At 57.4% G+C, this 19,595-nt stretch carries 17 protein-coding genes; 7 read left to right on the forward strand and 10 right to left on the reverse strand.

Going from position 1 to position 19,595, the window contains the following annotated elements:
- Positions 1-46: 46 nt before the first annotated feature.
- The 3 genes from ubiA to recG all read right to left on the reverse strand — a co-directional run bounded on the left by ubiA (position 47) and on the right by recG (position 4,219).
- The gene (gene ubiA / locus VNZ60_RS06300) at positions 47-901 is read right to left on the reverse strand and encodes a 4-hydroxybenzoate octaprenyltransferase (protein ID WP_325657571.1); all 855 of its coding nucleotides are present in this window, start codon (positions 899-901) and stop codon (positions 47-49) included.
- Positions 902-1,049: 148 nt separating this feature from the next.
- Positions 1,050-1,997 carry a LysR substrate-binding domain-containing protein gene (locus tag VNZ60_RS06305; protein ID WP_325657572.1) on the reverse strand — a complete coding sequence of 316 codons (948 nt, stop codon included), beginning with the start codon at positions 1,995-1,997 and terminating at the stop codon, positions 1,050-1,052.
- Positions 1,998-2,089: 92 nt separating this feature from the next.
- Positions 2,090-4,219, reverse strand: a complete 2,130-nt coding sequence (recG, locus tag VNZ60_RS06310) for an ATP-dependent DNA helicase RecG (protein WP_325657573.1) — start codon at positions 4,217-4,219, stop codon at positions 2,090-2,092.
- 168 nt (positions 4,220-4,387) lie between these two features.
- On the opposite strand from recG, the gene queA reads away from it, so the two are divergent.
- The 5 genes from queA to secF all read left to right on the forward strand — a co-directional run bounded on the left by queA (position 4,388) and on the right by secF (position 10,229).
- Positions 4,388-5,407, forward strand: a complete 1,020-nt coding sequence (gene queA, locus VNZ60_RS06315; protein ID WP_325657574.1) for a tRNA preQ1(34) S-adenosylmethionine ribosyltransferase-isomerase QueA — start codon at positions 4,388-4,390, stop codon at positions 5,405-5,407.
- Positions 5,408-5,436: 29 nt separating this feature from the next.
- Complete coding sequence (gene tgt / locus VNZ60_RS06320) at positions 5,437-6,564, forward strand: tRNA guanosine(34) transglycosylase Tgt (protein WP_325657575.1); 1,128 nt, start codon at positions 5,437-5,439, stop codon at positions 6,562-6,564.
- 220 nt (positions 6,565-6,784) lie between these two features.
- On the forward strand, positions 6,785-7,138 hold the full coding sequence (yajC, locus tag VNZ60_RS06325) for a preprotein translocase subunit YajC (RefSeq protein WP_325657576.1): 354 nt from the start codon (positions 6,785-6,787) through the stop codon (positions 7,136-7,138).
- A gap of 170 nt (positions 7,139-7,308) precedes the next feature.
- Positions 7,309-9,174, forward strand: coding sequence for a protein translocase subunit SecD (gene secD / locus VNZ60_RS06330; RefSeq protein ID WP_325657577.1), 1,866 nt, complete (start codon positions 7,309-7,311; stop codon positions 9,172-9,174).
- 110 nt (positions 9,175-9,284) lie between these two features.
- Positions 9,285-10,229 carry a protein translocase subunit SecF gene (gene secF / locus VNZ60_RS06335; protein ID WP_325657578.1) on the forward strand — a complete coding sequence of 315 codons (945 nt, stop codon included), beginning with the start codon at positions 9,285-9,287 and terminating at the stop codon, positions 10,227-10,229.
- A 73-nt stretch (positions 10,230-10,302) separates the two neighbouring features.
- Here secF and purB read toward each other — a convergent pair whose 3' ends face one another.
- Positions 10,303-11,670: an adenylosuccinate lyase gene (gene purB, locus VNZ60_RS06340; protein ID WP_325657579.1), complete on the reverse strand. Its 1,368-nt coding sequence runs from the start codon at positions 11,668-11,670 to the stop codon at positions 10,303-10,305.
- 300 nt (positions 11,671-11,970) lie between these two features.
- Between purB and VNZ60_RS06345 the strand changes: the two genes are divergently transcribed.
- A complete protein-coding gene (locus VNZ60_RS06345) occupies positions 11,971-12,579 on the forward strand; it encodes a glutathione S-transferase C-terminal domain-containing protein (protein WP_325657580.1) in 609 nt (202 codons plus the stop codon).
- Positions 12,580-12,748: 169 nt separating this feature from the next.
- On the opposite strand, the gene VNZ60_RS06350 is transcribed toward VNZ60_RS06345, so the two are convergent.
- Entirely contained in the window at positions 12,749-13,555 is an 807-nt protein-coding gene (locus VNZ60_RS06350; RefSeq protein WP_325657581.1) for an AraC family transcriptional regulator, read from the reverse strand.
- A gap of 94 nt (positions 13,556-13,649) precedes the next feature.
- Here VNZ60_RS06350 and VNZ60_RS06355 point away from each other — a divergent pair, with 94 nt between their 5' ends.
- Positions 13,650-14,960 carry an MFS transporter gene (locus VNZ60_RS06355; RefSeq protein ID WP_414648786.1) on the forward strand — a complete coding sequence of 437 codons (1,311 nt, stop codon included), beginning with the start codon at positions 13,650-13,652 and terminating at the stop codon, positions 14,958-14,960.
- Positions 14,961-15,035: 75 nt separating this feature from the next.
- On the opposite strand, the gene VNZ60_RS06360 is transcribed toward VNZ60_RS06355, so the two are convergent.
- From VNZ60_RS06360 to prmA, 5 genes are all read right to left on the reverse strand, one after another.
- Positions 15,036-15,575, reverse strand: a complete 540-nt coding sequence (locus VNZ60_RS06360; RefSeq protein WP_325657582.1) for a peroxiredoxin — start codon at positions 15,573-15,575, stop codon at positions 15,036-15,038.
- A gap of 148 nt (positions 15,576-15,723) precedes the next feature.
- Positions 15,724-15,969: a hypothetical protein gene (locus VNZ60_RS06365; RefSeq protein WP_325657583.1), complete on the reverse strand. Its 246-nt coding sequence runs from the start codon at positions 15,967-15,969 to the stop codon at positions 15,724-15,726.
- 204 nt (positions 15,970-16,173) lie between these two features.
- The gene (locus VNZ60_RS06370) at positions 16,174-17,106 is read right to left on the reverse strand and encodes a carbohydrate kinase family protein (RefSeq protein WP_325657584.1); all 933 of its coding nucleotides are present in this window, start codon (positions 17,104-17,106) and stop codon (positions 16,174-16,176) included.
- A 111-nt stretch (positions 17,107-17,217) separates the two neighbouring features.
- Complete coding sequence (locus tag VNZ60_RS06375; protein WP_325657585.1) at positions 17,218-18,654, reverse strand: DUF3426 domain-containing protein; 1,437 nt, start codon at positions 18,652-18,654, stop codon at positions 17,218-17,220.
- 10 nt (positions 18,655-18,664) lie between these two features.
- Positions 18,665-19,576 carry a 50S ribosomal protein L11 methyltransferase gene (gene prmA, locus VNZ60_RS06380; RefSeq protein ID WP_325657586.1) on the reverse strand — a complete coding sequence of 304 codons (912 nt, stop codon included), beginning with the start codon at positions 19,574-19,576 and terminating at the stop codon, positions 18,665-18,667.
- Between the last annotated feature and the right edge of the window lie 19 nt (positions 19,577-19,595).

Raw genomic sequence — 19,595 nt, forward strand, 5'->3', positions numbered from 1 at the left:
ATACCATGATAAATCCTGTTGTATTGCTAGTATTGCTACGGTCTTGCTACCTGAGCGCGTAGTCCAGGGCGATCCCGCCAAATACCGCCGCCCCCAGCCAGTTATTGTGGCGAAAAGCGGCAAAGCAGCCGGCCCGTTCACGGGTGCGGATCAAACGGTAGTGATACGCGGCGCAACCGGCTGCCAGCAGCATGCCGGCGCTGAACCAGCCACGCAAGCCGAATTGCCAGCCTACTGCAAATACTAATCCCAAACTGAGCGCGTAACAAATCATGATTGCCAGCACGTCGTAGCGGCCGAAGGTAATCGCCGAAGTGCGGATGCCGATCTTGAGGTCGTCGTCACGGTCGACCATCGCGTATTCGGTGTCGTAGGCGACGGCCCAGAATACATTGGCCAGCAATAGCAGCCAGGCGGCCGCCGGCACCGCTCCCTGTATGGCGGCGAAACCCATCGGAATGCCAAAACCAAAGGCGATGCCGAGATAGGCTTGCGGAATCGCGAAGAAACGCTTGAAGTAGGGATAGCTGCCGGCCACCAGCACCGCGAGCACGGACAATTCCTTGGTCAGCGCATTCAGCGGCAGGATCAATAGCAAGGACAGCAGCGTCAGCACCACGGCAACCATCACCGCTTCCCAGGCGGCGATTTTGCCGCTGGTCAGCGGCCGTTCGGCGGTGCGTTTGACATGCTTGTCGAAATCCCTGTCGGCGAAATCGTTGATCGCGCAGCCGGCGGAACGCATCAGAGCGGTGCCGATGCCGAAAATCGCCACCAGTGACCAACCCGGTTTACCTGCGGCAGCCAGCCACAAGGCGGCCAGCGTCGGCCAGAGCAGCAGCAGGATGCCGATGGGTTTGTCCATCCGGATCAGCTGGAAGTAGAGTTTGAGACGATTCATTGCGGTTTATGGGATGAGCGTTAGCGCCGGACGGCAGCGGGTAAAACTTGAGCGGATAAAACTTGAGTAAGGACAACCGGAGTATAGAAGAATATCGACGGGCGGAAACGCTGTTCCGCCCAAGGCGTCAGACGCTTAAATCAAGGCCTCAGCCCTCGACGGCAAGCGCGTCATGCAGCAAGGTCACGCCTCTCAGGCCGCAATCCAGGACTGCTTTTTGCACCGCTTCGATGGCGGCATGGCGGGTGAAGCTTTTGCGCCAGACAATCACCACTCGGCGCGACGGCTCTGGCGCGGTAAACGGCACATAACGCAGCATGCCGTCCTTGGCGTCGATATCCGGCACCGAGGCCAGCGGCAGCACCGTAATGCCGATGCCGGACGCCACCATGTGGCGTATGGTTTCCAGCGACGAACCTTCAAAGGTGCGGGCAATGCCGTCGCCGGCGGTCGAGAAGCGTGACATTTCGGGACACACTTCCAGCACCTGGTCGCGGAAACAATGGCCGTTGCCAAGCAACAGCATGGTTTCCGATTTGAGATCCTGGGCGCTGATGCTGGCGCGATCGGCCCACGGATGATGCTTGGGCAACGCCACTACGAACGGTTCGTCGTACAGCGGTTGCACCATCAGCCCATGCTCGGGAAACGGCAGGGCGATGATGGCGGCGTCCAGTTCGCCTTGGCGCAGCAGTTCCAGCAGGCGCACGGTAAAATTTTCCTGCAAGACCAGCGGCATCTGCGGCACTTGCTCGATCATGGTTTTCACCAGCGGCGGCAGCAGGTAAGGGCCGACCGTATAGATGATGCCCAGCCGCAGCGGGCCGGCCAGCGGATCTTTGTTTTGATTGGCGATTTCGCGGATGGTGGCGGTTTGCTCCAGCACCCGTTCGGCCTGGGCCACAATCTGCGAGCCCAGCGGCGTTACCGAAATTTCAGTGCCGCCGCGTTCGAAGATGACGACGCCTAATTCATCTTCCAGCTTCTTGATCGCCACGGAGAGAGTCGGCTGCGCCACGAAACAGGCTTCCGCGGCATGGCCAAAATGCTTGACGCGGGCTACCGCGACGATGTATTTGAGTTCGGTCAGAGTCATGTTGTTATCTTCGCATATTTTTCGATGGAGATTGTATCTCCGTGTTTCGGCGTCATTCTTGCCTGCCTGACGTCATTCCCAGTTGCTGCCGCTCAAACCTTCAGAAAATCTTCCCGTCCGCCCAGCCAGCGCGCCAGATGGGCGCTGACGGTGGCTTGGTTGGCCGGCGTCGGATCCTGCAGCAGCGTCTGCGCCAGATCGCGGGCACGGTCCACCAGCCACTGGTCGGTAGTCAGGTCGGCAAAGCGCAACATGGCCTGGCCGGACTGGCGCGCTCCCAGAAATTCGCCGGGGCCGCGGATTTCCAGATCGCGCCGGGCAATTTCAAAGCCATCCGTGGTTTCGCGCATAGTCATCAAGCGTTGCTTGGCGATATAACCGAGCGGGCTTTGGTATAACAACAAGCATACGCTGGCCGCAGAACCGCGTCCAACCCGCCCGCGCAACTGGTGCAACTGCGATAACCCGAAGCGCTCGGCATGCTCGATCACCATCAGCGAAGCGTTAGGGACGTCGACCCCGACTTCAATCACGGTGGTGGCGACCAGTACATGGCAGGCGCCAGCGCTGAAGGCGTCCATCACTTCCTGTTTTTCTGCTTGCTTGAGACGGCCATGGACCAGGCCCACGCGCAGGTCTGGCAGCGCCTCCACCAGCATCGCATAGGTTTCGGTCGCGGTTTGCAATTGCAAGGCTTCCGATTCTTCGATCAACGGGCAGACCCAATAAGCCTGACGGCCATCCTGCACTGCTGCATGGACCCGGGCGATGACTTCGTCGCGCCGCATCTGGTCGACCGCGCGGGTGACGATCGGCGTGCGGCCGGGGGGCAATTCATCGATGACCGAGATTTCCAGGTCGGCGTAATAGGTCATTGCCAGGGTGCGCGGGATGGGGGTGGCGCTCATCATCAACTGATGCGGCACTACCGGCGCCGTGTTTTTGATATCCTGCACGGTCTCGTTGCCGCCGTTTTCAGAGATGGTTTTATTGCGCAGCGCCAGCCGCTGGCCGACGCCGAAACGATGCTGTTCGTCGACAATCACCAGCCCCAGCTTGGCAAATTGCACGCTGTCCTGGATCAAGGCATGGGTGCCGATGACGAGTTGTGCCTGGCCCGATTCGATCATGCTCAGGGCGGCCAGTTTCTCTTTCTTTTTCAGGCTGCCGGTGAGCCAGGCGACGCGTACGCCCAGCGGCTCCATCCAGGCCGCAATCTTGCGGAAATGCTGGTCCGCCAGGATTTCGGTGGGCGCCATCAACACGGCCTGATAGCCGCTGTCGATGGCTTGCGCCGCAGCCAATGCGGCGACCACGGTTTTGCCGCTGCCGACATCGCCTTGCAGCAAACGCTGCATGGGGAAGGAGGCGCGCAGGTCGGTGCTGATTTCGGCTACCACCCGTTGTTGCGCCTTGGTCAAGGTGAATGGCAGCGTGTTCAGAAAGGCTGCAGACAATTGTCCCACCAGCGGCAGCGCCCGGGCGTTCTTGGCGCGGCGTGCGACCTGAGCGCGTTTCAATGACAACTGCTGGGCCAGCAACTCGTCGAATTTCATACGCACCCAGGCCGGATGGGAACGATCTTCCAGCGCATGCTCGTCGACATCCGGCGGCGGGTTGTGCAGCAGCCGCACCGCGCTTTCGAATGGCGTCAGTTGCTGGGCTGCCAGTTGCGCCGGCGACAAGGTGTCACGCCATTCGATGTGTTGCATGGCGTCGGCAATCGCCTTGCGCAGGAAAATCTGCGACAGTCCCTCGCCGGCGGGGTAGACCGGAGTCAGGGCATCCGGCAAGGGCGCGCCTTCCAGTACCACTTTATAATTTGGATGGACCACCTCGGCGCCGAAAAAACCGTGACGGATTTCGCCACGTGCGCGCACCCGGGTGCCGACCGCCAGTTGCTTGGTCTGGCTGCCGTAGAAATTCAGGAAGCGCATCACCAGCTGGCCGCTGTCGTCGGCAATGGTCACAATCAATTGCCGCCGCGGCCGGTACTGGATATCGCAAGCTGTGACGATCCCCTCGACTTGCGCTACGCTAGTACCCATCATGCCGGCTTGCTGGATGGTGACGATCTGAGTTTCATCCTCATAGCGCAGCGGCAGATGCAAAACCAGGTCCATATCCGAGCGCAGCCCCAGCTTTTCCAGCTTACTGGCGCGGGTGTTCGCGGCCGGAGCAGAGGGGGCGGCAGCGGCAGGTTTTCGCTTCGGAGCAGGCATATCGGCTATTAATGGGTGATCGGGGGCGGCAGGGCGTAAAATAACGGGTTTGCTCATAAAAAGGCATGGCGTTGCTGCATCCCTGTTTTGCACGGATTTCAGCGTTTGCCATTGTAAAGCCTATAGCTGTATTGGCAAGTTGAGCCTAATTTCATTATTTATTCGAGCATGCATTCTCTTTCCGATTACGATTTCGAGCTGCCTCCCGAGCTGATCGCGCAAACCCCGTTGCCGCAGCGTAGCGCCTCGCGCCTGCTGCATATAGACGGCGCACGATTCATCGACCGCCAGTTCGCCGACATTGTCGATCTGTTGAACCCCGGCGATTTGCTGGTGTTTAACGATACCCGGGTACTCAAGGCGCGTTTCTTCGGTATCAAGGAAACCGGCGGCAAGGTTGAAGTGCTGGTCGAGCGGGTGGTCGACAGCCGTACTGTACACGCCCAGGTGCGCGCCTCGAAATCGCCGCCGGCCGGCGCCAGGATTCGTCTGGCAGAGGCGTTTGATGTGGTTGTCGGCGAGCGCGTCGGCGAGTTTTACACATTGACCTTCCCGGCCGATGTGTTCGAACTGATCGAGGCCCACGGCCGCTTGCCTTTGCCGCCGTATATCGAGCACGACGCTGACGCCTTCGACGAAACCCGTTATCAAACCGTCTACGCCAAACATGCGGGCGCGGTGGCTGCGCCTACCGCCGGCTTGCATTTCGACCAGGCCTTGCTGGAACGCTTGCAGCAAAAGGGCATTGGTTTTGCCTATGTCACGCTGCATGTCGGCGCCGGCACTTTCCAGCCGGTACGCAGCGAGAACCTGGCTGAGCACAAGATGCACAGCGAGTGGTACACGATCACTGAGGCCACGGTTGAGGCCGTACGCGCGACCAAGGCTGCCGGCGGTAAGGTGGTGGCGGTCGGCACCACCAGCTTGCGGGCGCTGGAATCGGCTTCGCAGTCCGGTGCTTTGCAGGCGGGCAGCGCGGATACCGCCTTGTTCATCACGCCTGGCTACACCTTCAAAACCGTGGATCGTTTGATCACTAACTTCCACTTGCCGAAATCGACCTTGCTGATGCTGGTGTCGGCCTTTGCCGGTTACGACTGCATCCGCGCCGCCTACACCCATGCCATCGCCCAGCGTTATCGCTTCTTCAGCTATGGCGATGCGATGCTGCTTACCTATAACGTTTGATTCTGATTATTTATTGAAAATCTTATTCCATGCTTGAATTCACGCTGTTAAAAACCGAAGGCAAGGCCCGTCGCGGCCGTCTGAAACTCAACCACGGCATGGTTGAAACGCCGATTTTCATGCCCGTCGGCACCTATGGCTCGGTGAAGGCGATGTCGCCGCTGGAACTGGTGGAGATCGAGGCCCAGATCATCCTCGGCAATACTTTCCATCTGTGGCTGCGGCCGGGCATGGACGTCATCGAGAAATTCGGCGGCCTGCATAAGTTCATGGGCTGGGACAAGCCGATCCTGACCGATTCAGGCGGTTTCCAGGTATTTTCTCTGGGCGCCATGCGCAAGATCACCGAGGAGGGCGTCAAGTTTTCTTCGCCGATCAATGGCGATAAATTATTCCTCTCGCCTGAAGTGTCGATGCAGATCCAGAAAGTCTTGAATTCCGACATCGTGATGCAGTTCGACGAATGCACGCCGTATGAAATCGACGGCCGCCCGGCGACCAGCGACGAGGCGGCGCAATCGATGCGGATGTCGCTGCGTTGGGCCAAGCGTTCCAAGAATGAGTTCGACCATCTGGAAAATCCAAATGCGCTGTTTGGCATCGTCCAGGGCGGCATGTACGAACATTTACGGGATGAATCGCTGGCAGGCCTGCAGGACGTGGGTTTCCACGGCATCGCCATCGGTGGCCTGTCGGTGGGGGAGCCGAAAGAAGAAATGATGCGCGTGCTGGAACACATCGGGCCGCGTCTGCCGGCCGACAAACCGCACTATCTGATGGGCGTCGGCACCCCGGAAGATCTGGTGGCCGGGGTCGCGAACGGGGTCGATATGTTCGACTGCGTGATGCCGACCCGCAACGCGCGCAATGGCTGGCTATTCACCCGTTTTGGTGACCTGAAGATCAAGAATGCGCGTTACAAGGATGATGAAAAACCATTGGATGAAACCTGCGGCTGCTACGCTTGCCGCAATTTCTCCCGTGCTTACTTGCATCATTTGCATCGCACCGGCGAAATCCTTGGCGCGCGGCTGAATACGATACACAATTTGCATTACTACCTGGATCTGATGAAAAATATCAGGGCAGCGCTGGATGTCGGACAGTTCAACGTGTTTGTGAAGCAATTTCACGTGGAGCGGGCGCGCGGCGTGTAAAAGTTGTCTGCCGCACATCTGAAAAAAATGTATTTTTGCAACTATTTTTAAGTAAGACTATCTATGACAGCGGGTTCCAGCTGCTGCGGCAGAGATGGCTGCGGCAGGCTGAGCTGGTTTTTCTGGCAATAAATGGCAATGGGCGATATGGCGGCGGTTGTATGCCGCCGCCCAATGCTAGAATGCTGGGCTATTTTCAAACTACTACTTGGAGCAACTCGTGTTCATTATTTCCAATGCATATGCGCAAGCTGCGCCTGCAGCTACCGCTGCTACCGGCCCACTGGGCCTGAGCGGCAACCTGACCAGCTTCTTGCCGATCATCCTGATGTTCGTGGTGCTGTACTTCTTGATGATCCGTCCGCAAATGAAGCGTCAGAAAGAACAAAAAGCCATGATGGAAGCACTCGCCAAGGGCGACGAAGTCGTCACCGCCGGCGGCATGCTGGGCAAGATCACTAAAGTTGCCGACGGCTACATCACCCTGGAAATCGCCAGCGGTACTGAAGTCGTGGTGCAAAAGGGCTCGGTCACCACCTTGCTGCCAAAGGGCACAATCAAGACGGCACTGTAATAACGGACCCTGCTTGATGGAACGAGAGCATCCGTAGCGGATGCTCTTTTGTACTTATTTTGTATTTATCCAGTACAGAAAAGAGCCCCGCAGTGCAACGCGCTCCGGGCGGACTCACACAAGCAAGAGACTCACCTGACCTTGAGACTCGCACAGAACGCTGAATTACTATGAATCGCTATCCTCTCTGGAAATATATTCTGATCGTCATCGCGCTGCTGTTTGGCGTGCTGTACACCTTGCCGAATTTCTTTGGCGAATCGCCTGCGGTACAGGTAAGCAGCGGCAAATCGACGCTGAAGATCGACAGCTCACTGGCTGACAAGGTCTCGCAAGTTCTGCAGCAAGGCAATTTGCCGGCAGACGGCGTGGCGTTTGAAAACGCCGGCGCGCAAGGTACGGTACGTGCACGTTTTCACGATACAGACACACAGTTCAAGGCTAAAGCCTTGCTGGAACAGAATCTGAATACCGACCCCACCGATCCGACCTATGCGGTCGCTTTCAACCTGGTGCCGAATACGCCGCACTGGCTGCAAACGCTGCATGCGTTCCCTATGTATCTCGGCCTCGATTTGCGCGGCGGTGTGCATTTCCTGATGCAAGTTGATACCAAGGCAGTCATCAGCAAGCGCCTGCAAGGCTTGCAAGCCAGCGCCCGTAGCGCCCTGCGCGACAAGGACATCCGTTACAGCGGCATCAACCGCAACGGCGACGCCATCGAAATCAGTTTCCGCGATCAGGACACGCTCAACAAGGCGCGCGACCTGCTGACGCCGCAATTGTCGGAAATGCTGATCCAGGTTGCGCCGGCAGTCGCCGGCAGCGATCCGACGCTCACCGCATCGCTGAAACCAGAGGCACTGAAGCAAATCATCGATAACGGCGTCACGCAAAACATCACTACCTTGTCGAAACGGGTCAATGAACTGGGCGTGGCCGAACCGATCATCCAGCGCCAGGGCGCTGACCGCATCGTGGTGCAACTGCCCGGCGTGCAAGACGTCTCGCGCGCCAAGGACATCATCGGCCGTACCGCGACGTTGGAAGTACGGATGGTGGATGAATCGGTGACCCGCGGCACGGAAGCTACCGCTGCGGTACCGTTCGGTTCCGAACTGTTCAAGGTCGGCAAAAATGCACCGGTTGTGCTGTACAAGGAGCCGGTGCTGACTGGTGATTACATCTCGAACGCGGCTGTCAGCTTTGATCAGAATCAGCAACCCGCGGTAAGTATCGACCTCAACGGCGATGGCGGCCGCAAGATGCGCGAAGCCACTCGCGGCAAGGTCGGCAAGGCGATGGCTATCGTGCTGTTTGAAAAAGGCAAGGGCGAAGTCCTGACGGTAGCAACCATCCAGAGCGAACTGGGCTCACGCTTCCAGATCACTGGCATGGGTTCGCCGGAAGCCGCTGCCGATTTGTCGCTGCTGCTGCGCGCCGGCTCGCTGGCGGCGCCGATGGAAATCATCGAAGAACGCACCATCGGCCCGCAATTGGGTGCAGAAAATATCAAGAAGGGTTTCGATTCCACCATGTACGGGTTTGCCGTGATTGCCGTATTCATGGTGATCTACTACATGTTGTTTGGCTTGTTCAGCGTGCTGGCGCTGTCGGTCAACCTGCTGTTGCTGATCGCCGTGTTGTCGACGCTGCAAGCAACGCTGACCTTGCCTGGTATCGCTGCGATCGCCCTGACCCTGGGGATTGCGATCGACGCCAACGTGCTGGTAAATGAACGTATTCGCGAAGAACTGCGTAACGGCAATTCGCCGCAAGCAGCGATTTCCATCGGTTTCGACCGTGCCTGGGCCACCATTCTCGACTCTAACGTGACGACACTGATCGCCGGCCTGGCGTTGCTGATTTTCGGTTCCGGTGCGATTCGCGGTTTTGCAGTGGTGCATTGCCTCGGCATCCTGACTTCGATTTTTTCAGCGGTCTTCGTCTCGCGTGGTTTCGCCAATCTGTGGTACGGACGCAAGAAGAAGCTGACCAGCTTGTCGATCGGTCAGATCTGGAAGCCGAACGCTTGAGTTGCAACTGCGCTGTAGTTCTGCAGATATTGAAATAAGGTAGCGGCCGCGCATCCTTGGATGCGCGGCCACACAGATAAGAATCATTGGTGTGAACCAAAAGGAATGTGATGGAACTTTTCCGTATCAAAAAAGATATTCCGTTCATGCGCCACGCATTGATATTCAATGTGATATCGGCGCTGACGTTTGTATTTGCCGTATTCTTCCTGTTCTCGAAAGGTCTGCATCTGTCAATCGAGTTTACCGGCGGTACTGTAATCGAAGTCGCGTATAGCAAGCCGGCCAATATCGAGGGTATCCGCAAGGTGGTTGAAGGTCTCGGTTATACCGACAACCAGGTGACCAATTTCGGTACCGCGCAGGATGTGATGATTCGCCTGCCGGCTAAAAAGGGCGTGAATTCAAACCAGCAAAGTGCTACCGTGCTGGAGGCCTTGAAGCAGCAGGACGCCGACGTGGCATTGAAACGCACCGAGTTTGTCGGACCGCAGGTGGGCGATGAACTGGCGCATGACGGCTTGATGGCGCTGCTGTTTGTGATCATCGGCATTGTGATCTACCTGGCCATCCGCTTCGAATGGAAATATGCGGTGGCGGCGATTATCGCCAACTTGCATGACGTCGTCATCATTCTCGGTTTCTTCGCATTTTTCCAATGGGAGTTCTCGCTGACCGTACTGGCGGCGGTCCTGGCGGTATTGGGTTATTCGGTGAATGAATCGGTGGTGGTGTTTGACCGGGTGCGCGAAACTTTCCGTGATCGCCGCTTTGGCAAACTGGCGGTCGCCGATGTCATGAACCATGCGATCACCAGCACGATTTCCCGTACCATCATCACCCACGGCAGTACTGAAATCATGGTGTTGTCGATGTTCGTCTTCGGTGGCCCGGCGTTGCATTACTTCGCGCTGGCGCTGACCATCGGTATTCTGTTCGGTATCTATTCTTCGGTGTTCGTGGCGGCGGCAGTGGCAATGTGGCTGGGTGTGAAACGCGAAGACATGATCAAGCCGATCAAGGAAAAAGATGAGACTGACGGCGCGGTAGTGTAAGGCGCTACATTGTCGGGTTATAAAAAAACCAGCCTTCCGGCTGGTTTTTTTTGGTCTGGCAGTATGCTGAGCCTTAGATTTTTTTTGCCAGCATTGCAGCATGTCCAATGTAGTTGGACGGCGTCATGGCCAGCAAGTGGTCTTTAGCTTCTTGCGGAATTTCCAGCTTGAGGATGAACTCGCGCAATGCATCTTTGGAGATGCCTTTGCCGCGCGTCAGTTCTTTCAATTGCTCGTACGGATTTTCAATGCCGTAGCGGCGCATCACGGTTTGCACCGGCTCTGCCAGCACTTCCCAGGTGGCGTCGAGGTCTTCCGCCAGACGGCCAGGATTGACTTCCAGCTTGTTCAAGCCGCGCAGGCAGCTGTCGTAAGCCAGGATCGCGTAACCGAGGCCGACGCCGATATTGCGCAACACGGTTGAATCGGTCAGGTCGCGCTGCCAGCGCGACAGCGGCAGCTTTTCCGACATGTGCTTGAGCACCGCGTTGGCCATGCCCAGGTTGCCTTCGGAGTTTTCAAAATCGATAGGGTTGACCTTGTGCGGCATGGTTGAGGAACCGATTTCGCCAGCCTTGGTGCGCTGCTTGAAATAACCGAGCGAGATGTAGCCCCAGATATCGCGATTCAGATCGAGCAGAATGGTGTTGCTGCGGCTGATCGCATCGAACAGCTCGGCCATGTAATCGTGCGGCTCGATCTGGATCGTGTACGGATTGAAACTCAGGCCCAGGCGCTGTTCGATCACGTTCTTGGAGAAAGTTTCCCAATCGAAGCCGGGATAGGCTGACAGGTGGGCATTGTAATTGCCGACTGCGCCGTTCATCTTGCCCAGGATTTCCACTGCGGCGATACGCTTGACCGCACGTTGCAGGCGCGCCACGACGTTGGCGATTTCCTTGCCGAGCGTGGTCGGGCTGGCCGGCTGGCCATGGGTGCGCGACATCATCGGCAAATCGGCATTGGTGTGCGCCAGCTCGGTCAGCTTGGCGATCACTTGCTGCAAGGCCGGCAGCAGCACGGTATCGCGCGCGGCTTTCAGCATCATGCCGTGCGAGGTGTTGTTGATGTCTTCCGAGGTGCAGGCGAAGTGGATGAATTCCGAAGCCGCTACCAGTTCCGGCACATCCTTGACTTGCTCCTTGAGCCAGTATTCGACCGCTTTGACATCGTGATTGGTGACCGCTTCGATAGCCTTGATACGTTCCGCATCGGTCTCGCTGAAATCACTTGCCAGCTTGTCGAGCAGCGCGCTGGCGCTGGCGGAGAAGGGTTTGATCTCGGCGAAGCCGGCATTCGACAACGCTTGCAACCAGGCAATTTCAACCTTGACCCGGTGGTGCATGAAACCGGCCTCGGACAGGATTGGGCGCAGTTTGTCGGTTTTGGCGGCATAGCGGCCATCCAGCGGAGACAGGGCGGAAAGCGTGGAAAGAGACATGATAATGATGGCTATAGAGGTGAATGAAGATAAGGCCAGTTCGGCGGGCCGCTTGTTTCTATTTTGCAAAGCACGGCGTTGCCGTATGAGCACAAGAAAACTGCTGCATAACTGTAACCAGGCGCAACTAAGTAAGCGTTGAGTTCAGGCAACAATGCAAGGCAAAAACAAGCCAAACCGAATTTTACCATTTGCACCGTGGTAAATATGCCGCTTTGCGTGCGGACGGGGGCGTCGACGAACAAAGTCGCTGGAGGCGAATGCTATAATCAGCCAACATTTTTTTACCATAAGTGACATATGAAGCTGATCGGTTCCCTTGCTAGTCCCTTTGTCCGCAAAGTACGCGTAGTGATGGCGGAAAAGAAGCTGGACTACGAGTTCTTGCTGGAAGACGTTTGGGCTGCCGACACCAAGATTCACATTTCGAATCCTTTGGGTAAGGTGCCTTGCCTGGTGATGGAAGACGGCGGCGCCATGTTCGATTCGCATGTGATCGTCGAATATCTCGATACCCTGACACCGGTTGGCAAATTAATTCCGATTAACAGTCGCGAGCGTTCCGAAGTGAAATGCTGGGAAGCGCTGGCCGACGGCGTGCTGGACGCCGGCGTATTGATCCGTCTGGAAGGCACCCAGCGCCACGAGGGCGAGCGCAGCCAGGCTTGGATCGATCGCCAGCAACGCAAGATCGACGCCGGCCTGAAAGCGATGGCGGCGGGTTTAGCAGAAAAGCCATTCTGCTCCGGTACTCACTATTCGCTGGCCGATGTGGCAGTCGGTTGCGCCTTGGGCTGGCTCAGCTTCCGTTTTCCAGAGATTACCTGGCGCGAAGATTATCCGACGCTGGCCAGACTGTTTGAGAAATTGTCTGAACGCCAGTCGTTCAAGGATACCGTTCCTCACTAAGCGGCGCGCCGCGTAGTCAAGCAAAAAACAGCAGCTCATCTGACCAATGCTTGCTGTCCCGTCAGATGGGCGACGGCACAGCAGGCTCTCGCGTCAACTCTCCCGCACCCAGTTCCTTCACGCTTACGCATGATCTGCGGCAGCGCGATTTCCGCATCGCTTGCTTATGCTAAGCGGCAGCTTGATTGGATTTTTTTGGTGCGAAGAAAGTCGATGGCGATTGGCCGAAGGTTTTCCTGAACATGGCGGAAAAGGCCGACTGGCTGGCATACCCCAGTTCGGCAGCGACCAGCGATAGTGGCATGCCGCGCGCGATCATCGACGCCGCATGCGCCAGCCTGATCTGCTGCCGCCACTGGCCGAAAGTCATGCCCAGATCGCGTTCAAACAAACGCGCCAGGGTTCTTTCCGAGGCGCCAACCTGTTCGGCCCAGCCGGCCAGCGTCATGCTTGAGTCAGGTGTTTCAATCAAGGCTTGGCAAATTGCGTGCAGGCGTTTTTCGGTCGGCAGCGAGATGCGTATGCCCGGAGTTTTTGCCGCGCCCAGTTCGTTCAGTATCAATTGGCCGAGCAAGGATTCACGCCGGCTGCCATCGTCGGTTTGTGTGAGAGCTGCGATCAATTCACGCAACAAGGTCGAGACTTCCAGCACGATGCAATCCTGGCCGTCGAACGGCGCCGCATCGGTGTCGATGTACAAGGCGCGCAACTGCGATTTCTCCATGGTCGCGATTTCATGCTCCACCAGCGGTGGAATCCAGATGGCCCTAAGCGGCGGCACGATCCAGGTACTGTTGCCGACGCTGACGCGCAACACGCCCTCCGGCGCATAGGTAACCTGGCCCCAGGGATGTGAGTGCGCCCTGAGCAGCTCGGCGGCGGCAAGATCGCGTGCACGCAGGCGTACCGGGTGCAGGGCGTCTGGCACCACGTCCAGCAAGCCGATCTTGGTATGGGTAAGTATTTGTGCTGGCATAGATAGATAATCGCAGAATGGCAGAAATGCGACAAATTATGTCTTTCTATCTTAAAACAGTCTCCGGTTTTTTGCTTACACTGCTGTTTTGCAAATGACAAAAATCCGTTTCCTGTTTTATTTGCGCCTTATTCCAACTCGCCTTATTCCATCTATATATCTCACCACCATGCAAACCGCTGCCAAGCCGATTTCCCCCTTGCTGGAATCGCACGACGCCGAAAAAACCGGTTTTCGGGTATTGGGCGCCATCAGTTTTGCCCACTTCCTGAATGACATGATCCAGTCGCTGATCTTGTCGATTTATCCGCTGCTGAAGGGAAATTTCAATCTCAGCTTTGCGCAGATCGGCTTGATTACCCTGACTTATCAAATTACCGCGTCGATCTTGCAGCCGCTGGTAGGCTTCTACACCGACAAACATCCCAAGCCGTATTCGCTGGCGTTGGGTATGGGCTTTACCCTGGTTGGCTTGCTGATGTTGTCGGTCGCACCTAACTACGGCATGTTGCTGTTCGCCGCAGCCTTGGTCGGCACCGGCTCATCCATCTTCCATCCCGAGTCGTCACGCGTGGCGCGCATGGCTTCCGGCGGCCGTCACGGCCTGGCGCAATCGATTTTCCAGGTGGGCGGCAATGCCGGCAGTTCCATGGGGCCGTTGTTGGCGGCATGGATTGTGATCCCGCACGGGCAGACCAGCATCGCCTGGTTTTCAGCGGCGGCGCTGCTGGCGATCGCGGTGTTGTGGCAGATCGGTAACTGGTACAAGCGCAAGCGCCTGGAGGCGAAAGGCAAGCCATCCAAGGCCAAACAGCATTACGTGGCGCTGCCGCGCAAGAAACTCATCTTTTCGATCGGCATCTTGCTGACGCTGATTTTCTCGAAGTACTTTTACATGGCCAGCCTGAGCAGCTACTTCACGTTTTACCTGATCGATAAATTCCAGCTGTCGGTGCAGTCGGCACAGTTGCATTTGTTCGTGTTCTTGTTTGCGGTGGCTGCCGGTACCGTGCTGGGCGGCCCGATCGGCGACAAGGTCGGCCGCAAGCTGGTGATCTGGGTATCGATCCTCGGCGTCGCTCCGTTTACCTTGATGCTGCCGTATGCCAATCTGTTCTGGACCGGCGTGCTGACGGTGGTGATCGGGGTGATCCTGGCTTCCGCATTTTCCGCGATTCTGGTTTTCGCACAAGAACTGGTGCCGGGCAAGGTTGGCACCGTATCAGGTCTGTTTTTCGGTTTTGCCTTTGGCATGGGCGGTATCGGTGCTGCGGCCTTGGGCAAGCTGGCCGACATGACGAGTATCAGTTTCGTCTATCAGGTTTGTTCTTTCCTGCCGCTGATCGGTTTGCTGGCGGCATTCTTGCCGAATCTAGAGGCCCATCGGCGCAAGGCCGTGAGCTGACTCACCGAGCTAAATAAGTCGATCGAAAAAAAGCGCGCCGTCATCGGCGCGCTTTTTTATTTCTCTCTTGATGCATTACTTCTTTTGCTTGGCGCTCCACTGTTCCAGCGCTTGCAGAGTATTGGCGACATGCTTGTCCGGGTCCATGCTGCTGTATTCGTAAATGATGCTGCCATTCGGAGCGATCACATACGATACCCGGTCGGCGTAGTTGGTTTTGTAGAGCAGCACCGAATCGTAGGATTTCATGATGTGCTGGTCCTGGTCGGCGGCAACCGGGAATTTGCTGCGGCATTCGCTGACGGAAAATTTGTTGAGGGTATCGATGTTGTCGGCGGAAACGCCAATCACAGAAGCGCCCAGTGTCTTGTATTTATCGATCGCATCGGCAAACAAATGGGCTTCGATGGTGCAACCTTTGGTGAAGGCCGCGGGATAAAAGTAGAGCACTACCGGGCCTTTTTTCAGTTCATCGGCCAACGAGTAGCTATACACCTTGCCGCCGATAGATGCTTGCGTGGTAAAAGGGGGCGCTTGCTCGCCGGCCTTGAGCGCGGCAAAGGCCGGTGCTGCAACAGAACTGCAAACCAATAAAGCGGCAATCAGTCGTTTCATGAGGGCTCCTGGATAAAGATAAGCAGCATCATGCGTCGAGATCGCAGAGTTGTCCAATCACTTGTTCAAGCTGCGCCAGCGATAAGCCAGCGAAGCGCCATCTACGCTGTACCGCCGCCAAGATCAGGCAAGTTGCTTAGTGGCCGCATTAATGGCCGCCGTGCCAGCCGCCGCCGCCCCAACCACGGCCACCCCAGCCACGCGAGTAGCTTAAACCGATGCCCACGCTTGGAGCTACATAGACAGGCGCAGGGGCATAGTAGCCGCTGTAATAACCGCCGCCGTAGTATGGGTCACCGCCGTACGCGCCGGGGTAGGCAGGATAGGCAACACAACCGCCCAGCAGCAGACTTGCGCCAAGCAGTGTCACGCCAATTAAAATTCGCTTTTTCATAAGGCTCTCCGTCCTTGATTCTGGTAGAAATTGGATGTAAGCCTAGCAGATAAGTTCAGCTTGAGAAGAGCGTTATGTATCACGCCGGAATCGGTACTTTGGGGAGTATGTTTAAACAGCCATGCAAACATGGCTGAAATTAATTGATTTCTTCCTATACCCTACCCAGTATCTGTGTCGGGCATAGGATTTGATGTACTACTTTTACAATCGGTAACCAAATTCACGATGGAATCGCTTATCGATCTCGGCACGGCTAGGCGCGTGGTTCTGCGGCCCTTGATGGGCAATCTTAATGCTGCCCATCAAACTGGATAGGCGGCCGGTGGTGGCCCAGTCCATGCCATTGCTCAGGCCGTGCAGCATGCCGGCGCGGAAGGCGTCGCCGCAGCCGGTCGGATCGAGTACCTGTTCGGCTTTGACGCAAGGAATGTCGATCTTGCCGCCGGCGGTGAAGATCTCCGCGCCCAGTTCACCGCGCGTGACCACCAGCGCCGAAACCCGCTCGGCAATTTGCGGCAGCGATAAACCGGTACGTGAAGCCAGCATTTCAGCTTCGTAATCATTCATGGCGATATAGGTCGCGAGTTCGATGAACTGCTTCAGTTCGTCGCCGTTGAACATCGGCATGCCCTGGCCCGGATCGAAGATCAGCGGAATGCCAAGCGCCACGCAGTCGGCCGCGTGCTGCAGCATGCCGTCGCGGCCGTCCGGAGCGACAATCGCCAGCTTGACCGGACCGGCATCGGCCACCTTGTTCTCGTGCGAGTGATTCATTGCGCCGGGATGGAAGGCGTTGATCTGGTTATTGTCGGCATCGGTGGTGATGAAGCATTGCGCGGTATAGGCCGAGTCTATGGTGCGCACGGTTTTGCGCGAAATACCTTGTCGATCCAGCCGCTCAAGATAGTCGCCGCCATCCTGACCGATGGTCGCCATGATTTGCGGATCACCGCCTAGCAACTTCAGGTTGTAGGCGATATTGCCGGCGCAGCCGCCAAAATCGCGACGCATGGTAGGCACCAGGAACGAGACACTGATCTTGTGCAATTGATCCGCCAACAGCGAATCCGAAAAACGTCCCGGAAATTGCATGATGACGTCGAAAGCCAATGAACCGCAGATGAGGGAAGTCATAAATAAATAGGGTGGAAAATGTTCTGGTTAGCGCAGATGGTCAACGCAAATAAAATAATTACGGGATAGAGTTTAAGCGCAACCGGCAAACTTTGCGCGGATCAATTCTAGTTACGGGTAGTACAGATACACGCGGTAACCGGAAGCCTTCAACTGCAACAATTCGAAGCTCAGTTTCACCGGCTGTTCCTGGTCACTGGCGAAGCCCAGGGCCGGATTGGCCGATGGATTCAAATAGTCGCGCGCTGTAAATACCCGTCGCACTATCGCCTTGTCATTCGCATCGTTCAAGGTCAGCTCGATGTTGGGCCAGGCTTGCACGGTGTCGCTGCGGTTGCGCAGCAGCAGATTGAGCGAAAACAGATTGCGGGCCGGGTCTAGCGCTTGTAGTTCATTGGCTTCTATCGAAATACTGTCGATTTTCATCGGCAGGCCAACGCTGCAGCCGATCTTCGCGCAGGCGCTGACGAGCACGGGTTTGAGCTGCGGCATGCGCGCTGCCAGCTGGTCGCGGAAAAAATAAGTCGATTGTCCGATCAGCCCGATCAGCAATAAGCCGCCGATACCCCACGTGGCCCAGCGCAAGGCGCCGCCGATGCGTTGTTTGCGTCTTGCGCTGAGGACGAAATCGGGTTCGTCGGCGGCGGCTGACTCCGGCTCGGAGATTTTCTCGCGGCCTTTCTTTCTGCTGCTGCTGCTGCCGTCACCGCTGCTGTCGGTTGCGTTCAGCGCTGCCGCTGCAACTGCAGCGGCATTCTTTTCACCGCGCCACGGTTTGCGCTGCAACTCATCGATGATGCGATCCAGCTCGTCGTCATCGCCGGCTGCAGTTGTGCCGGATTCGGCCTTTGCCGCTTGTGTGTAATCGTCTTGTCCGGCAACCTGCATCAAAGTCATGCGCGCCATCTGATTGTCTTCGACCTCGTCGTCGACATGACGATGCCAGACATTCGGCGCCGGCGCGCTGCTTCCTGTGTTGCCAGAGTCGGTGGAAGCAGAGGGTTTGATCAAGCCGAAAGGCGTGTGGTGCACATCGGCCGGTGCCGACTGGCTGGTCTCTTCAGCGATGCGCAAATCTTCTTCGAGGCCGTCAATCGCAGCTTCTACCCGATCTGAAGCCGTGGTTTTCGTTTCAGGTGCGACGGCCGGCGCATTGCTGCCAGCCGCAGGCAGCGGGTGGTCGCTAGCGACCACGGTGGCAACCGCGACTACCGGCTTGGCGTCCTGTACCGGTTCCGGCGCGATGTGCGCCGGCGGCGGCGCCTGGTCTGGAATATTGTGCGGTTCTGTTACGGCAGCTTGGTCAGCGACTATGGCATGGGTTTGAGCAGCGCCAGCTTCCTTCTCTGGTGCAGGTTCGGGTGCAGGCGCGGGTGTTGCGACCGGTGTCGCCACCGGTGTTGCCACATCGGGCCGCACCAGGTGTTCGATGCCGTTAAATACTTCGCGGCAGCTGCCGCAACGCACCAGGCCGCCGCGCAGTTTCAGCTGGTCATTAGCGACCCGGAAGGTGGTTTGACAATGCGGACATTGGGTCGCGAGCGCCATGATGTGCTGCTTACTTCAGGGTTCCGGACAGCGCTACCCAGCCGTCCTGTTCTGCCCAAACGGTCAATGGCAGCCACTGCGCATAGGCGGCGATGACGTCTGCCGCCTGTTCCGCCAGCACGCCGGACAAGGTCAGGCTGCCGCCGGCAGCGATACGGTTGCACAGCATGGGCGCCATCAGCTTGAGCGGGCCGGACAGGATGTTGGCGACCACGATATCGAATACTTGCAGCGCGGACTGGCTGCTGAAATCTTCCGGCAGATAATAGGCGACGTCGCAATGATTACGTTCGCTGTTGTAGCGCGCCGCATCGATCGCGTGCGGGTCGATATCGACGCCGATGACGGTGCTGCGGTTGTCGAGTTTCTTGGCGACCATGGCCAGGATGCCCGAGCCGCAGCCGTAATCGAGTACCGACAACGGCTTTTGCGCCGGCACATTAATTTCCAGCCACTCCATGCAGAGGCGAGTGGTGGGATGGCTGCCGGTACCGAAGGCCAGGCCTGGATCAAGTTCCAGGATCAGGCCGTTGGCGTCGGGCGCATCGTGCCAGCTGGGCACTACCCAGATGTTCTTGCCGATATGGATCGGTTCAAATTGCGATTGCGTCAATCGCACCCAATCCTGCGCCGCGACCGGCCGCAGGGAGTAGGGCGGGACCGTAACGCCGCAAGCTTTGGCGGCGTTGCTGACGATGGCCGCATGATCGGCGTCGACCTCGGCCAGCACCACCACCCGGCTGCGTTGCCAGGCGGCTTCCTTGGGCTCCATGCCCGGTTCGCCGAACAAGGGTTGCTCAGCCGCGGTGCCCAGATCAGCATCCTCTACCGAGACCGACAAGGCGCCAGCATCCATCAACGCATCAGACAGCGTCTCAGCGTCGCTCAGTGCAACTTCAATAACAATTTCGGTCCAGCTCATCAGATGCCTTACTGTGCGT

Source organism: Collimonas sp., assembly GCF_035566375.1.
Taxonomy (GTDB): domain Bacteria; phylum Pseudomonadota; class Gammaproteobacteria; order Burkholderiales; family Burkholderiaceae_D; genus Collimonas.

Coding starts and splice junctions, on each gene's coding strand:
- secD (WP_325657577.1), top strand. CDS start 7,309: ATGAATCGCTATCCTCTCTGGAAATATATTCTGATCGTCATCGCGCTG.
- queA (WP_325657574.1), top strand. CDS start 4,388: ATGCATTCTCTTTCCGATTACGATTTCGAGCTGCCTCCCGAGCTGATC.
- VNZ60_RS06360 (WP_325657582.1), bottom strand. CDS start 15,575: ATGAAACGACTGATTGCCGCTTTATTGGTTTGCAGTTCTGTTGCAGCA.
- VNZ60_RS06355 (WP_414648786.1), top strand. CDS start 13,650: ATGACAAAAATCCGTTTCCTGTTTTATTTGCGCCTTATTCCAACTCGC.
- ubiA (WP_325657571.1), bottom strand. CDS start 901: ATGAATCGTCTCAAACTCTACTTCCAGCTGATCCGGATGGACAAACCC.
- secF (WP_325657578.1), top strand. CDS start 9,285: ATGGAACTTTTCCGTATCAAAAAAGATATTCCGTTCATGCGCCACGCA.
- VNZ60_RS06370 (WP_325657584.1), bottom strand. CDS start 17,106: ATGACTTCCCTCATCTGCGGTTCATTGGCTTTCGACGTCATCATGCAA.
- VNZ60_RS06350 (WP_325657581.1), bottom strand. CDS start 13,555: ATGCCAGCACAAATACTTACCCATACCAAGATCGGCTTGCTGGACGTG.
- purB (WP_325657579.1), bottom strand. CDS start 11,670: ATGTCTCTTTCCACGCTTTCCGCCCTGTCTCCGCTGGATGGCCGCTAT.
- tgt (WP_325657575.1), top strand. CDS start 5,437: ATGCTTGAATTCACGCTGTTAAAAACCGAAGGCAAGGCCCGTCGCGGC.
- VNZ60_RS06345 (WP_325657580.1), top strand. CDS start 11,971: ATGAAGCTGATCGGTTCCCTTGCTAGTCCCTTTGTCCGCAAAGTACGC.
- recG (WP_325657573.1), bottom strand. CDS start 4,219: ATGCCTGCTCCGAAGCGAAAACCTGCCGCTGCCGCCCCCTCTGCTCCG.
- VNZ60_RS06375 (WP_325657585.1), bottom strand. CDS start 18,654: ATGGCGCTCGCGACCCAATGTCCGCATTGTCAAACCACCTTCCGGGTC.
- VNZ60_RS06305 (WP_325657572.1), bottom strand. CDS start 1,997: ATGACTCTGACCGAACTCAAATACATCGTCGCGGTAGCCCGCGTCAAG.
- prmA (WP_325657586.1), bottom strand. CDS start 19,576: ATGAGCTGGACCGAAATTGTTATTGAAGTTGCACTGAGCGACGCTGAG.
- VNZ60_RS06365 (WP_325657583.1), bottom strand. CDS start 15,969: ATGAAAAAGCGAATTTTAATTGGCGTGACACTGCTTGGCGCAAGTCTG.